The organism is Halomonas sp. 3F2F (assembly GCF_014897805.1).
Lineage (GTDB): Bacteria > Pseudomonadota > Gammaproteobacteria > Pseudomonadales > Halomonadaceae > Vreelandella.
Window position 1 is genome coordinate 92,921 of sequence record NZ_JABUZE010000175.1, and the last position, 13,305, is coordinate 106,225.

Consider the following 13,305-nt stretch of genomic DNA (forward strand, 5'->3'; position numbering starts at 1 on the left):
GTACCCTGACGCGCGAAATCGCATGTGTTGCGACCACTTATTTTGGAGATTCCATGGCGCATTCCTCTTCAGAGGGGTTGTCCCCTATCGCTGAGCTGGTGGAAGATATCCGCCAGGGCAAAATGGTGATTCTCATGGATGATGAGGATCGCGAAAACGAAGGTGATATCATTATGGCGGCCGAAAAAGTTCAGGCCGAGCATATCAACTTCATGGCACGTTATGCCTGTGGGCTTATTTGTATGCCCATGACTCGCGAGCGTTGCGAGCAGCTAAACCTACCGTTGATGGTGCGTGATAACGGCTCTGGGTTTGGCACTAAGTTTACGCTCTCCATTGAAGCGACCGAAGGTGTGACCACCGGCATCTCAGCAGCTGATCGTGCGCGTACTGTTCAAGCGGCAGTGGCGGCGAATGCCAAGCCGACAGATATCGTACAGCCAGGGCATATATTTCCGCTGATGGCTGAACCTGGTGGTGTTCTACGTCGTGCTGGGCATACTGAAGCAGCCTGTGATTTAGCCTCTTTAGCAGGCTGCGATCCTAGCGGCGTCATCTGTGAAATCATGAATGATGATGGCAGTATGGCGCGTCGGCCTGAGCTTGAAGAGTTTGCTAAAAAGCATGGTATTAAAATTGGCACGATTGCCGACTTGATTCACTACCGTATCGTCAATGAACAAACGGTTGATGCGGTCGAAACGACCAATGTGATGACGGCCCATGGGGAACTGGCGCTGCATGTGTTCCGGGACCGTATACAAGGTGCTCATCATTTGGCGTTAGTTAAGGGGCAGCCGACGCCAGAGCAGGCGACAACGGTGCGTGTTCACTTGGCGGATACGCTGCGTGATATCGTAGGGTTAATGAAAGATGAGCAGTGCCGTTGGGATGCCCATCGTGCGCTGGAAGAGATCGCTAATGCGTCTGCGGGGGTCTTTGTGCTGATTGACGATGGTCGTCCTCACCAAGACTTGAAAGATCAACTCGATATTTTTCTGGATCGCGTGCGTCAACCGCGCACCAGCGATTCGGACGGTTCAGGTAACTACTTAACGATTGGTACTGGCTCGCAAATCCTACGCCATTTAGGGGTAGGCAAAATGCGGCTACTCAGCTCACCGTGGAAATTCTCGGCGCTCTCCGGTTTTGATCTCGAAGTTGTCGAGCGTCTAGGACCCAATGACACGGCGTATGAGCCAACTTCTCAGCAGGAATAAATTGATGCAATCCCTTTCGCAAGTTGAAGGCACTTTTGTGGATGTCGATGGCCGTTATGTCATCGTTGTAGGCCGTTTTAACCACCATGTGGTGGATAGCCTGGTGGAAGGCGCTATTGATAGCCTGACACGCCACGGCGTTGATGCGGACAATATTCATCTTGTCCACGTACCTGGTGCTTGGGAACTACCGCTGGCAGTAAAGCGTGTACTTAACGTCATGAAGCCCGATGCTGTTATCGCGCTGGGCGCTGTTATTCGTGGTGGCACGCCGCATTTTGAATATGTAGCTGGCGGCTGCAACACAGCCATCAACCACCTCCAGCTTGAGTTCGATACGCCGGTAGCAAACGGCGTGTTGACCGTTGAGTCTATCGAACAGGCGATTGAGCGGGCGGGCACCAAAGCGGGTAATAAAGGTACGGAAGCCGCAATGGCAGCGATGGAGATGGTCTCATTACTGCGAGCATTGCCGCTAGGAGACAACCAATGAGCGAACGTCGTGAGCGTAAGCCCTCTGCCGCGCAGCTAGGGCGCCACGCCGCGCGTGAGTTAGCGGTTCAGGGGATTTACCAGTGGCAAATGACAGGGAAATCGATCACCACTATCGAAGCTGAGTTTCGTAGCCAGGTAGCGGATGATGATCTGGAAGATTACGAAAACTGGGTGAAAGTAATGGAAATCGCTGATAAGGCGCTTTTCCATGAACTGCTGCATAACACGGTCCGGTTCAAAGCGGAGTTAGATCGTGAAATTGCGCCGCTGCTCGACCGACGCCTCGAAGACCTTGATGCTGTTGAGCTAGCCATCCTGCGCTTGGGTGCCTATGAGCTTTCTCGGCGGATGGAAGTACCTTACCGAGTAGTGATTAACGAAGGCGTTGAGCTGGCCAAATCATTTGGTGCCACCGACGGCCATAAATACGTGAACGGCATTCTCGATAAGTTAGCAAATCGCTTACGAAGTGCTGAGGTCAGCGCTCGCCGTCTGTAAGGCGAGCCTCCTGATAATGCGTTTAAGGGGCCTTTGTGCTTGGCGAATTTGAACTGATTCAGCGCTACTTCATGTCGCCGCAGGAGGCGCACGCGACAGCTGGTATAGCGCTTGAAAATGGCGACGATGCAGCGCTTTTGGTGCCCCGAGCAGGTCAGCAGCTTGTGGTCAGCGTTGATACGTCGGTGAGTAACGTGCATTTTCCTCACGATGCGCCAGCACACGCGGTAGGACATCGCGCGCTGGCGGTGGCGCTCAGCGACCTAGCAGCCATGGGCGCGACGTCGCGTTGGTGCCTGATGGCAATGACGCTGGATAAGAGCGTCTTTAATGACCGCGAAGCTGCTGAACACTGGTTAGCAGGATACGCTGAAGGGTTTCACGCGCTTTGTCAGCAGCACGCCACTGCGCTGGTTGGTGGTGATGTCACCTCTGGGGCACTGACCATTGGTGTGACGGTGATGGGCGAAGTGCCAACTGGCCAAGCACTAACTCGCTCAGGTGCGCAGGTCGGCGATGTTATCGCCGTGACCGGTGCCTTGGGTGGTGGTGCCGGTGGCCTATCGCTTTGGCGCCAGGGCGAACGCGAATTGTCGCACCCACTGCTGGCTCGTTATTTGTTGCCGCAACCTCGCTTAGCCGCGGGTGTGGCACTGCGCGGTATTGCAACGGCGGCACTGGACATTTCGGATGGCTTGTTGGCAGATTTGTCGCACGTGCGTAAGGCATCTGGCATAGGCTGCGCACTAGACGTCGACGCGCTACCGTTGGCCGTAGGATTGCAAGAAACGTTAGGCCACGATGAGGCAATTAAAGCCGCGCTATCGGGTGGCGACGACTATGAGCTGCTGGTGACACTCTCACCAACGAACCTCGCTATCGCCCAGCAGCGGCTCGCCGATCTTGGCCTCTCGCTAACGGTGATAGGCCACTGTACCGAAACCCTAGGCGTGACTGGCGTTGCCGCCAGTGACTACGAAGGATGGCAGCATTTTAGCGGGGAAGCGCCATGAACCGAGCACCAGCGAGCGTATGGCGTCGGCCAACCCATTTTTTTGCCTTTGGCCTGGGTAGTGGTGCGGTGCCCTGGGCACCTGGCACCTTCGGGACGCTAGCAGCAATCCCATTCTACTGGATGATGGCCGACCTCCCTTTGGCCTGGTATCTCAGCATTGTGTTTGTGGCGTTTGTGGTTGGGGTGTGGTTGTGTGACAAAACTTCCCATGACTTAGGCGTGCATGATCACTCCGGTATTGTTTGGGATGAGTTTGTTGGCTACTGGATAACCATGGCGGCAGTGCCCTTCTCGTGGGAGGCCGCACTCTGGGGATTCATTGTTTTTCGTATTTTCGACGTCTTCAAACCGTGGCCTATCCGGTGGGCAGACCGGCGTGTTGCCGGTGGATTTGGCATTATGATTGATGACGTCATGGCGGGCATCTACGCGTGGAGCACGATGCATTTATGGTTTTGGCTACACTAAAATAACCTACCTGCACAAACTGGCAGGTGAGCCACTTATAATAATAAATGGACTTAGCTGATTACCCGAAACTGATTACACAACGTCGGTGGTGAATGGCTCCAATCGTGGGGGTGTTCAAGGAGATCGCATGCGCAAGGAACGACTGATCGTGCCTATTCTCGCGGCCTTCGTGGTGGCGTGGGTGGTGGCACAACTGCTATCGAGCATTTTGTTTGAACGCAGCCTTCGTCAAGCACTAGAAGATTTAGAAGCGCGAGGGGAGTGGCGAGTTAGTCGCACGGAGAGCCGCCAAGGGTGGTTGACGTCTCAGGGCAAGCTGCTTTTATCGCCCTTATTAGGGCGGCCATGGCGGTTAGAGCTGACTTACCGTGCTCGTCATGGTGCATTAAGTACTGACGTTGAAGGAACGCTACTGCCCCGTTTAGATAGCGTTTTGCAAAAAGCCGTAGGTGAGGTCTCTGCCCCGTCTATCCCGCGCTGGCAAGGGCGCTACCATACACTAAGTGGCCACAGTGAACTGAGGTTGGCACTTGCTCCTTTTGTGATCCAGCAAAATGGTCGTGAGCTATCGGTTCGTGGTGCCCGTATGCGCTTAGAAGGCGTATTTGGTGATTGGCGGTTGCGTGCGCTGCTCGACCAGCTCACGCTAACAGATGGCCCCGCTCATTTGACGCTGGGATCTTCGTCTCTTGAAAGCCGTTATACCTACATTGACGATGCCTACCACTTTGCTCAGCGCGACCATCTGCATGTTGAGTCGTTAGCGCTTCACTATCCTGCCTATGATATTCATGTGTCGCCGCTTGATGTTCACAGCCACATGGTGCTCGACGAACAAGAGCTTCGCTTGAATGGCGAACTGATCATTGGCGAGGTGAGCGTCCCAAGCGAAGCACCCGATACAGCTTTGTTAAGCGGTCGGATTGAGGCCGAGCTTTCACGCTTAAATGCGGATGCTGTTCGCGCAACAATCTTGCGTTTGCGGCAAGAAGCCTCATGGGGCGACGCTAGCCTGCCAATGGCAGAAGGACTGCTGGTGCGTTTAGCCCCTGATTTAAAAGGTGTGTTGAGTGACTCGCCCCGTTTAGACGTTACAACGATCGCGATTGAAAGCCCGCTGCTAGGTATCAATGTTAACGCGGATGGTGCGCTCTTTTTTGATGCGCGTGGGCTTGATGAACTTATGATGACGAGGCTAGATAAGCCAGAAGAGCGCGCTCGCTGGTTGGATCGTATTGATGGTGATTTCACTTGGTACGATGCACCAACCGTGGCAGCCCTTTGGCTAGGCCTGCCTCTTGGTACGCGAGAACTAGAGTTTGATGTTGTTCGTGGCGAGCTGCGTGTTAATGGACGTCCGATGCCTCAGCTTTGACCATAAGTGTTTTGAGCATCACCGTTTTGAGTATCACGGCTTTCTAATAAACAGCGACGAGCTCTGAAGCTGTTACCACCCTAATGCACTGCTTCAAATGGTGCCAAGGGTTGAAGTTCACCCCCTGTGCCCACATTCCTTAGACATTGCTAAGCGGATCAATCCGCTAGTCACTGTTATGGGAGGGCGCATGAGCGACCAGGATTACGACCGCGATCACGAACACCCCGATTGGCTGACGGACGATGAGCCCGACGCACCGCAAGACGATACCTCGAACAGTGAAGAGCACCGTTCAGACGGTGAGAAAGTTAATTCGTTAGTGCCTGCCAGCGATATGCTCCCAGAGCGTATCTATCTATTGCCGATTCATAATCGACCCTTCTTTCCCGCTCAGGTACAGCCGCTGGTCATCAACCGCGAGCGCTGGGAAGAAACCATGCGTCGGGTAGGCAATACGCCTCATCACACCATTGGTGTTGCCTTTGTTGGCGAGCAAGGTGTTGAGTCGTTGGATCACAACGGCTTTCCTGAGATTGGCACGGCGGTCAAAGTACATAAACTCCAGAGCGAAGATCAACAGATTCAGTTTATCGCTCAGGGGGTTAGGCGTTTTAAAATTCAGCGCTGGCTGTCTAAAGAGCCGCCTTATCTGGTGGAAGTCAGCTATCCCAAAGAACCAGTCGACGCTGAGAATGAAGAAACCCGCGCTTATGCGATGGCGATTATTAACGGCATCAAAGAGTTGCTGCCGATTAATCCGCTGTATGGTGAAGAGCTAAAACATTACCTCAATCGCTTTAGTCCTCATGAGCCCGGCCCGCTAACTGACTTTGCAGCTGCTATCACGTCTGCCAAGGGGCCCGACCTGCAGGATGTACTCGCCACGCTGTCGGTGGCTGAGCGTATGCACAAAGTTCTCCCATTGCTGCGTAAAGAAATCGATGTTGCTCAGTTGCAAAGCGAGATCAGTGAGCAGGTGAATGCTCAAATGCAGGAGCGGCAGCGAGAGTTTTTCTTGCGTGAGCAGCTTAAGGTCATTCAGCGTGAACTGGGTATTTCCAAAGACGACCGTGAAAACGACGTCGATACGTTTAGGAATCGCCTAGAGTCGCTGGTGGTGCCAGAACGCGTCCAAGCACGTATTGACGATGAGCTTAATAAGCTCAGCGTGCTAGAAACCGGCTCGCCAGAGTACGGCACTACTCGTAATTACCTTGATTGGCTCACCTCGTTGCCCTGGGGCGTTACCAGCCAGGACAAGCTCGACTTGACCCATGCCAGGGAAGTCCTTAATCGCGATCACGACGGCTTACAAGACGTAAAAGAGCGGATTGTTGAGTTTCTTGCCGAAGGTACCTTCAAGGGCGATGTAGGTGGCTCGATTGTGCTGCTGGTCGGCCCTCCTGGGGTTGGTAAAACCTCGATTGGGCGCTCTATTGCTGAAGCGTTGGGCCGTGAGTTTTATCGTTTCTCCGTGGGGGGGATGCGCGATGAGGCAGAAATTAAAGGCCATCGCCGTACTTATGTGGGCGCAATGCCCGGCAAACTGGTGCAGGCCTTTAAAGAAGTCGAGGTCGAGAACCCTGTGATTATGCTCGATGAGATTGATAAGCTGGGCCAATCATTCCAGGGCGATCCCGCATCAGCACTGCTTGAGGTGTTAGACCCAGAGCAAAACGTCGATTTCCTGGATCACTATCTCGATGTGCGCATGGATCTATCCAAAGTGCTGTTCTTGTGCACCGCGAATACGCTGGACTCTATTCCAGGTCCGTTGCTTGATCGTATGGAGCAGATCCGCCTTTCTGGTTATATCGCCGAAGAAAAGCTACAGATCGCTAAGCACCATCTATGGCCGAAGCTGTTGAAACGCGACAATCTGGCTAAGAAACGTATCAACTTAACGGATGCCGCGCTCAAGCAGGTTATTGACGGCTATGCTCGTGAGGCGGGCGTTCGTCAACTTGAAAAACAGCTGCATCGTATTGTTCGCAAGGCAGCCGTAAAGCTGCTGGAAGAGCAGGTGGATACGGTAAAAATATCGGTTAAAAATCTGGAAGAGTTCCTAGGAGCACCGCTATTCCGCAAAGAGAAAGTGCTGAAAGGCGAAGGCGTTGTTACCGGGCTTGCCTGGACCTCCATGGGCGGCGCAACACTGCCTATCGAGGCGGGCAAAGTCCATGCGCTGGATCGCGGCTTTAAACTCACCGGCAAGCTTGGCGATGTGATGAAGGAGTCCGCCAATATTGCTTACAGCTACACGCTGGGCCACTTGCAAGAGTATGGTGCCGATGCTGACTTCTTTGACTCGGCGTTTGTGCATCTTCACGTGCCTGAAGGGGCGACACCCAAAGACGGCCCGTCGGCAGGGGTCACAATGACCACGGCGCTGCTTTCGCTGGCCAAGCATCAGGAGATTAACCGCCCCTTGGCAATGACCGGTGAATTGACCTTAACCGGGCAAGTCTTACCGGTGGGAGGAATCCGAGAGAAAATTATTGCCGCTCGCCGCAGCGATATTTTTGAGGTGATACTACCCGAAGCCAATAAGCGCGATTACGAAGAGCTTCCCGATTATTTGAAAGAGGGAATGACGGTGCATTTTGCAAACCGCTATCGTGATGTAGCCAATGTGGTCTTCACGTAGACGCTTCAATTAATCGTTAAACAACCGTTTAGTTAAGCCGCCGCACCAAAGAGTGCGGCGTTTTTGTAGGGTTATTCAAAGATTAAATTGCCTTGCGGCGAGTGATAATAGAGGCAAATCAAAATTAAAAAAGTCCCAGGGGAGCCTCTGTATGCGCAACAACCAACCCGTCACTCAGCGTGAGTACACGCTTGACGATGAGACTGTGCTGATTTCACGTTCCGATTTGAAGGGCAATGTGACCTACGCTAACGCTGCGTTTGTCGAGGTCAGCGGCTATACCCGCGATGAATTGATGGGAAGTCCCCATAACTTAATTCGCCACCCGGATATGCCGGAAGCAGCCTATGCAGATTTCTGGAAGACGATTAAGTCAGGTGCGAGCTGGCAGGGGACGGTAAAAAATCGTCGTAAAAACGGCGATCATTATTGGGTCACTGCTAGCGTAGCACCACTCAGGGATGGCGACCGTATCGTAGGGTATACCTCGTTGCGGCGCAAAGCCCCAGCTCAAAGTATTGCGCTGGCAGAAACCGTCTATAAAGAAATACGCGAAAAAGGTAAATCTCGCCGCTACACGCTGGCGCAAGGGGCGCTAAGGCGCCGTGGTGTGGGAGGCTTTTTTGCTCGCTTTCAGTTTAATAGCCTAAAAGCTAAGTTAACGGGCATGGTCGTAGCGTCCATTATCTTAATGGGGTTAGCAGGCGGCCTAGGGATGTACGGCTTAATGGTTTCTGGTGAGCGCCTTGATACGTTAAATCGCTCAGGGCTAGAAGCCGTCGCCAACCTTCAGCGAGTAGAGCGCCAAATCGGCCAAGTGGTGGCTCAGTTGGAACCTACTGTTCGTAACCCTCGCCGGGTTGATGTTGATGCAGTTGCCGCGTCAGTTAGCGAATATTCTCAGTCAATACAAACGCTTTGGAACGAGTATCTTGCGGACAGCAATGCCAGTGCTGAGCGTCTACAAGCGTTTAGTGCAGGATTAGCGACCTGGATCAGCAGTGTCGATACCACGGTGACGGCGGTCAGTAACGCAAATGGCTTTGCCGCTTTCGAAGCCTTTAACGACGGCGTACAACCTATCACAGAGCAGTTAAGAGAGAGCAGTAGCCAGTTAGTTAGCGATGAGCGAGCAAATGCTGAAATGCTGGTGGGTCAGGCACAGCAGGGGCGTCAGCAAATGTTGATTGCTCAAGTGGTGTTGATGCTTATTGGTCTGTTGTTGATGGTAGGTCTCAGCACTGTGATTTTAAGATCCGTATTGCGCAGCGTAGAAGGGGCGCGGCATATTACTTTTCAAATTGCAGCAGGTAATTTGGCTGCTCGCGAACGTCGTGAAACGAAAGACGAGCTGGGCGAGCTGCTCTATTCGTTGGATACCATGCGCTTTAGCTTGGCGAGTATTGTCGGTGATGTAGAACATCGAGTGTCGGTTGTCACGCCGGCCGTTCAGCAAATTGCCGCTGAAAATGAAGAGCTGGCTTCTCGCACCGAGCAGCAGGCGTCATCACTGCAGCAAACGGCCTCAAGCATGGAAGAAATGACGTCCACGGTGCAGCAAAATACTGAAAATGCCCGCCAAGCGACGGAGCTGGCGGTGCAGAATGCCTCAAGCACCCGCGATACCCGAGAGCAAATGCAGCAGTTGGTCGCAAGAATGCAGCGTATTGCCCAAAGTGCTGAAAAAATGGCGGAGATGATTGGCGTCATTGACGGGATCGCTTTCCAAACGAATATTCTGGCACTCAATGCATCGGTCGAAGCGGCACGTGCCGGAGAGCATGGCCGAGGCTTCGCGGTGGTGGCTAGTGAAGTGCGTAACTTGGCGAGCCGTAGTGCCGATGCGGCCCAAGAAATTCGCAAGATGATTGAAAGTACGACGCAAGAGGTCAGTGGCGGCCGTGGTGCGGTCGAGCAAGCGGAACGAGCCATCGACAATGTAATGCAGCAGGTCAGCCGTGTCAGTGAGCTGATGGAGTCGATTAGCACCGCCTCAAGCGAGCAAAGCAGCGGTATTGGCCAAATTAATTCCGCGATTGCTGAAATGGATAATGTGACTCAGCAAAACGCCACAAAAGTACAAACTATCGCGGCCTCTGCGGATAATTTAGCGCTAGAGACGTTTGAGCTGGCGAATGTCGTGGATGCCTTCCGTCTTGAAGGTGCTCAGGAAGAAAACATTCACTCTGCCCGGGAAAAGCTACAGCAGGTTAATCAAGCGCAGCGTAAAGCATCACTGAAACTGCCTTCAGGCGCTGCGGCAAGAGAAGTGGCTAGTCAAGATCACTCTGCACAGTGGGAGACGTTTTAACTCTGACAAATTGGCAAGGGAGGTTGCTCTCACCATCTAGTCTCCACGGTGCGCTCATGCCACAATCTAAGGCCGCTGGATTCACTTGCCTGTCGCCAAGAATGCGGTAGGCCACGATAAAGATGTAGAAGAGGACACCATGCCCGAGTATCGCTCCCGTACGACCACCGCCGGCCGTAATATGGCCGGCGCCCGCGCCCTTTGGCGCGCTACAGGTATGAAAGACGACGACTTCCATAAGCCTATTATTGCGGTTGCGAACTCGTTTACCCAGTTTGTACCGGGCCATGTTCACTTAAAAGACATGGGCCAATTGGTCGCCCGTGAAATTGAAAAAGCCGGCGGTGTGGCTAAAGAGTTCAACACCATAGCGGTAGATGATGGCATCGCTATGGGGCACGACGGCATGCTCTATTCGCTGCCCAGCCGCGATATTATCGCTGATAGCGTTGAGTACATGTGTAATGCCCACTGTGCCGACGCGCTAGTGTGTATTTCCAACTGCGACAAAATTACCCCTGGGATGTTGATGGCTGCTATGCGCCTCAATATTCCGGTCATTTTTGTTTCGGGTGGGCCCATGGAAGCGGGCAAAACCAAGCTGCTAGATCACGGCCTAGATCTGGTCGACGCCATGGTTATGGCGGCTGACGATAGCGTTGATGATGAAACTCTGGCTGAAGTCGAGCGCAGTGCTTGCCCCACCTGCGGCAGTTGCTCGGGTATGTTTACCGCTAACTCGATGAACTGTCTAATGGAAGCATTAGGCTTAGCGCTACCTGGTAATGGTACCGTGCTGGCGACCCATTCAGACCGTCGGCGCCTGTTTGAAACCGCTGGCCATCGCATTGTAGAGCTGGCCAAGCGCTACTATGAAGGCGAAGAAGCCCACCTGCTGCCCCGTGCGATTGGTAACAAAGCAGCGTTCAAAAATGCCATGACGTTAGATATCGCCATGGGCGGATCTACGAATACAATTTTGCATTTGCTGGCGGCGGCCCAAGAAGCGGAAGTCGACTTCTCCATGGCGGATATTGATCGGCTCTCTCGGGAAGTGCCGCAGCTATGTAAGGTGGCACCCAATACCCAGAAATACCATATCGAAGATGTTCACCGTGCGGGTGGCATTATGGCTATTCTGGGCGAACTGGATCGTGCGGGAGTGCTGGACACGTCAGTGCCAACTGTTTACGGCGATAGCCTAAAAGCGGCGCTGGAAGAGTGGGATATTATGCGCTCGCCAAACGCTGAGGTGGTCGAGTTCTTTAAAGCAGGCCCTGGTGGTATTCCAACCCAAACCGCTTTCTCACAAAGCGCCCGCTGGCCAAGCCTAGATGGCGATCGTGCTACCGGTTGTATTCGCGACCTAGCGCATGCGTTCTCAACAGAAGGCGGTTTGGCTGTGCTTTACGGCAACATCGCCCTCGATGGTTGCGTGGTTAAAACGGCAGGCGTTGACGATTCGATTCTCGTGTTCGAAGGCAAAGCCCACGTCGTTGAGTCCCAAGATCAAGCAGTGGCCAATGTATTGGACGGTAAGGTCAAAGAGGGCGATGTAGTGGTCATTCGCTACGAAGGCCCTAAAGGCGGTCCTGGCATGCAGGAAATGCTCTATCCGACCTCGTACTTAAAATCCAAAGGGCTGGGTAAGGCCTGTGCATTGTTGACGGATGGCCGCTTCTCTGGCGGGACTTCTGGGCTTTCCATTGGCCATGTTTCCCCCGAAGCGGCGGCAGGTGGCGCGATTGGTTTGGTTGAGCAGGGCGATACCATTCTGATTGATATTCCCAACCGTACGATTAACGTGCAACTACCTGATTCAGTATTAGCGAAGCGTCGCGAGGCGATGGAAGCTAAAGGCAAAGACGCCTGGAAGCCCGTCGAGCAGCGGCCTCGTAAGGTAACTCCCGCACTGAAAGCCTACGCATTGCTGGCCACGTCAGCAGACAAAGGTGCGGTTCGCGACCTTTCCAAGCTCGACTAGGTGTAGGTACTATGTAAAACAGCCCGTGCAAAGCGGGCTGTTTTATGTGGATTGCTTTATGTGAGCTGCTTTATGCCCAATGCAAACCGTCAAAACGACTAAGGAATGTAATGAAGGCGATTATCAACGTTGGCCTCGTTGGCTATGGATTTGCGAGTAAAACGTTTCATGCGCCACTCATTCAGGCAACGGAAGGCCTGGATTTAGTCGCAGTATCCTCTAGCGATGCCGCCAAAGTGCATGCTGACTTGGATGTTGAGGTTGAGCGCCAAGCACTGGCGTTATGTCAGCGCAGCGATATTGACCTCATCGTTATCCCGACACCTAATGACACGCATTTTCCACTCGCCAAAGCAGCGTTGATGGCGGGTAAACACGTAGTCGTCGATAAGCCGTTTACCGTCACACTTTCAGAAGCCAAGCAGCTAAAAGCGCTGGCGATTGATAAAGAGCGTTTGGTGTCGGTATTTCATAACCGCCGTTGGGATAGTGACTTCCTTACTATTAAAGCGCTGCTTGAAGCCGGCACGTTAGGCCGTGTCACTGGGCTTGAGTCGCGTTTTGATCGTTTTCGTCCTGAAGTTCGTGACCGCTGGCGCGAAAAAGCCACACCAGGTGGGGGAATTTGGTATGACCTAGGCCCTCACTTGCTTGACCAAGCCTGTGAGCTGTTTGGGATGCCAAATGCCATCATGCTAGATCTGGGTGTGCGCAGAGATGACGCTAAAGCCGATGATGACTTTTTAGCGCTGCTGGAGTACGACGGCTGTCGCGTTAGCCTCAGCGCTGGCACGCTGGTTGCCGAATCAACACCGCGCTTCCGCATTAATGGAACGAAAGGTAGCTACCTTAAATACGGTCTAGACCCTCAAGAGGATCGCTTAAAAGCGGGAGAGGTGCCAACGCCTGCCTGGGGTGCTGACGCCCCTGGTACGCTGACCCTTCGCGAGGGCGACGGAGAAGAGGCACCGCTAGTGCGTCATGAGCATGCTACCCAGGCGGGTGACTACCTGGCTTACTATCAAGGCGTGGCCGTCGCGATCCGCGATAAAACGCCGCTGCCTGTTGATATTGACGATGCGCTACGGAGCATGACGCTCTTGGAAGCTGGTCTAGACAGCCACCGCCAACGCCGCTGGATACCGCTAAAACACCATTTGTAAGCAGTTGGGACGGCTGCCTCTGGGCGTCGTTCCGCTACCTTCCGCGGGTGCCTCATTCGCTCGTTCCTCGCGAGATTCGTTACCCAATGGGATGGACTCCTCCTCACCCTACTCCGGCGTCAG

The 13,305-nt window shown here is 53.5% G+C and carries 10 protein-coding genes; all 10 read left to right on the plus strand.

The genetic code is table 11. From position 1 onward, the window contains the following. The first annotated feature begins 53 nt into the window (after positions 1 to 53). The 10 genes from ribBA to INT21_RS17865 all read left to right on the plus strand — a co-directional run bounded on the left by ribBA (position 54) and on the right by INT21_RS17865 (position 13,182). Positions 54 to 1,220: a bifunctional 3,4-dihydroxy-2-butanone-4-phosphate synthase/GTP cyclohydrolase II gene (ribBA, locus tag INT21_RS17820; RefSeq protein WP_193085563.1), complete on the plus strand. Its 1,167-nt coding sequence runs from the start codon at positions 54 to 56 to the stop codon at positions 1,218 to 1,220. 4 nt (positions 1,221 to 1,224) lie between these two features. Beyond that, positions 1,225 to 1,713, plus strand: coding sequence for a 6,7-dimethyl-8-ribityllumazine synthase (gene ribH / locus INT21_RS17825; protein ID WP_009721753.1), 489 nt, complete (start codon positions 1,225 to 1,227; stop codon positions 1,711 to 1,713). Then, the gene (nusB, locus tag INT21_RS17830; protein ID WP_009721754.1) at positions 1,710 to 2,213 is read left to right on the plus strand and encodes a transcription antitermination factor NusB; all 504 of its coding nucleotides are present in this window, start codon (positions 1,710 to 1,712) and stop codon (positions 2,211 to 2,213) included. The genes ribH and nusB overlap by 4 nt, the downstream gene beginning before the upstream one ends. 35 nt (positions 2,214 to 2,248) lie before the next feature. Next, entirely contained in the window at positions 2,249 to 3,226 is a 978-nt protein-coding gene (gene thiL, locus INT21_RS17835) for a thiamine-phosphate kinase (RefSeq protein ID WP_089037419.1), read from the plus strand. Next, complete coding sequence (locus tag INT21_RS17840; RefSeq protein WP_083006254.1) at positions 3,223 to 3,696, plus strand: phosphatidylglycerophosphatase A family protein; 474 nt, start codon at positions 3,223 to 3,225, stop codon at positions 3,694 to 3,696. The genes thiL and INT21_RS17840 overlap by 4 nt, the downstream gene beginning before the upstream one ends. Positions 3,697 to 3,826: 130 nt before the next feature. Further along, the gene (locus INT21_RS17845) at positions 3,827 to 5,074 is read left to right on the plus strand and encodes a DUF945 family protein (protein ID WP_193085564.1); all 1,248 of its coding nucleotides are present in this window, start codon (positions 3,827 to 3,829) and stop codon (positions 5,072 to 5,074) included. A gap of 190 nt (positions 5,075 to 5,264) precedes the next feature. Then, on the plus strand, positions 5,265 to 7,724 hold the full coding sequence (lon, locus tag INT21_RS17850; protein ID WP_193085565.1) for an endopeptidase La: 2,460 nt from the start codon (positions 5,265 to 5,267) through the stop codon (positions 7,722 to 7,724). 151 nt (positions 7,725 to 7,875) lie between these two features. Further along, positions 7,876 to 10,035 carry a methyl-accepting chemotaxis protein gene (locus INT21_RS17855; RefSeq protein ID WP_193085566.1) on the plus strand — a complete coding sequence of 720 codons (2,160 nt, stop codon included), beginning with the start codon at positions 7,876 to 7,878 and terminating at the stop codon, positions 10,033 to 10,035. Positions 10,036 to 10,174: 139 nt separating this feature from the next. Next, the gene (gene ilvD / locus INT21_RS17860; protein WP_038486064.1) at positions 10,175 to 12,019 is read left to right on the plus strand and encodes a dihydroxy-acid dehydratase; all 1,845 of its coding nucleotides are present in this window, start codon (positions 10,175 to 10,177) and stop codon (positions 12,017 to 12,019) included. A 110-nt stretch (positions 12,020 to 12,129) separates the two neighbouring features. After that, positions 12,130 to 13,182 (plus strand): oxidoreductase, encoded by a 1,053-nt coding sequence (locus INT21_RS17865; protein ID WP_095604554.1) that lies wholly within the window; start codon positions 12,130 to 12,132, stop codon positions 13,180 to 13,182. Positions 13,183 to 13,305: the final 123 nt, after the last annotated feature.

Excerpts from the sequence above, each read along its gene's own strand:
- INT21_RS17855 (WP_193085566.1), top strand. The coding sequence starts at position 7,876 with ATGCGCAACAACCAACCCGTCACTCAGCGTGAGTACACGCTTGACGAT.
- ilvD (WP_038486064.1), top strand. The coding sequence starts at position 10,175 with ATGCCCGAGTATCGCTCCCGTACGACCACCGCCGGCCGTAATATGGCC.
- INT21_RS17845 (WP_193085564.1), top strand. The coding sequence starts at position 3,827 with ATGCGCAAGGAACGACTGATCGTGCCTATTCTCGCGGCCTTCGTGGTG.
- lon (WP_193085565.1), top strand. The coding sequence starts at position 5,265 with ATGAGCGACCAGGATTACGACCGCGATCACGAACACCCCGATTGGCTG.
- ribBA (WP_193085563.1), top strand. The coding sequence starts at position 54 with ATGGCGCATTCCTCTTCAGAGGGGTTGTCCCCTATCGCTGAGCTGGTG.
- ribH (WP_009721753.1), top strand. The coding sequence starts at position 1,225 with ATGCAATCCCTTTCGCAAGTTGAAGGCACTTTTGTGGATGTCGATGGC.
- INT21_RS17840 (WP_083006254.1), top strand. The coding sequence starts at position 3,223 with ATGAACCGAGCACCAGCGAGCGTATGGCGTCGGCCAACCCATTTTTTT.
- nusB (WP_009721754.1), top strand. The coding sequence starts at position 1,710 with ATGAGCGAACGTCGTGAGCGTAAGCCCTCTGCCGCGCAGCTAGGGCGC.
- INT21_RS17865 (WP_095604554.1), top strand. The coding sequence starts at position 12,130 with ATGAAGGCGATTATCAACGTTGGCCTCGTTGGCTATGGATTTGCGAGT.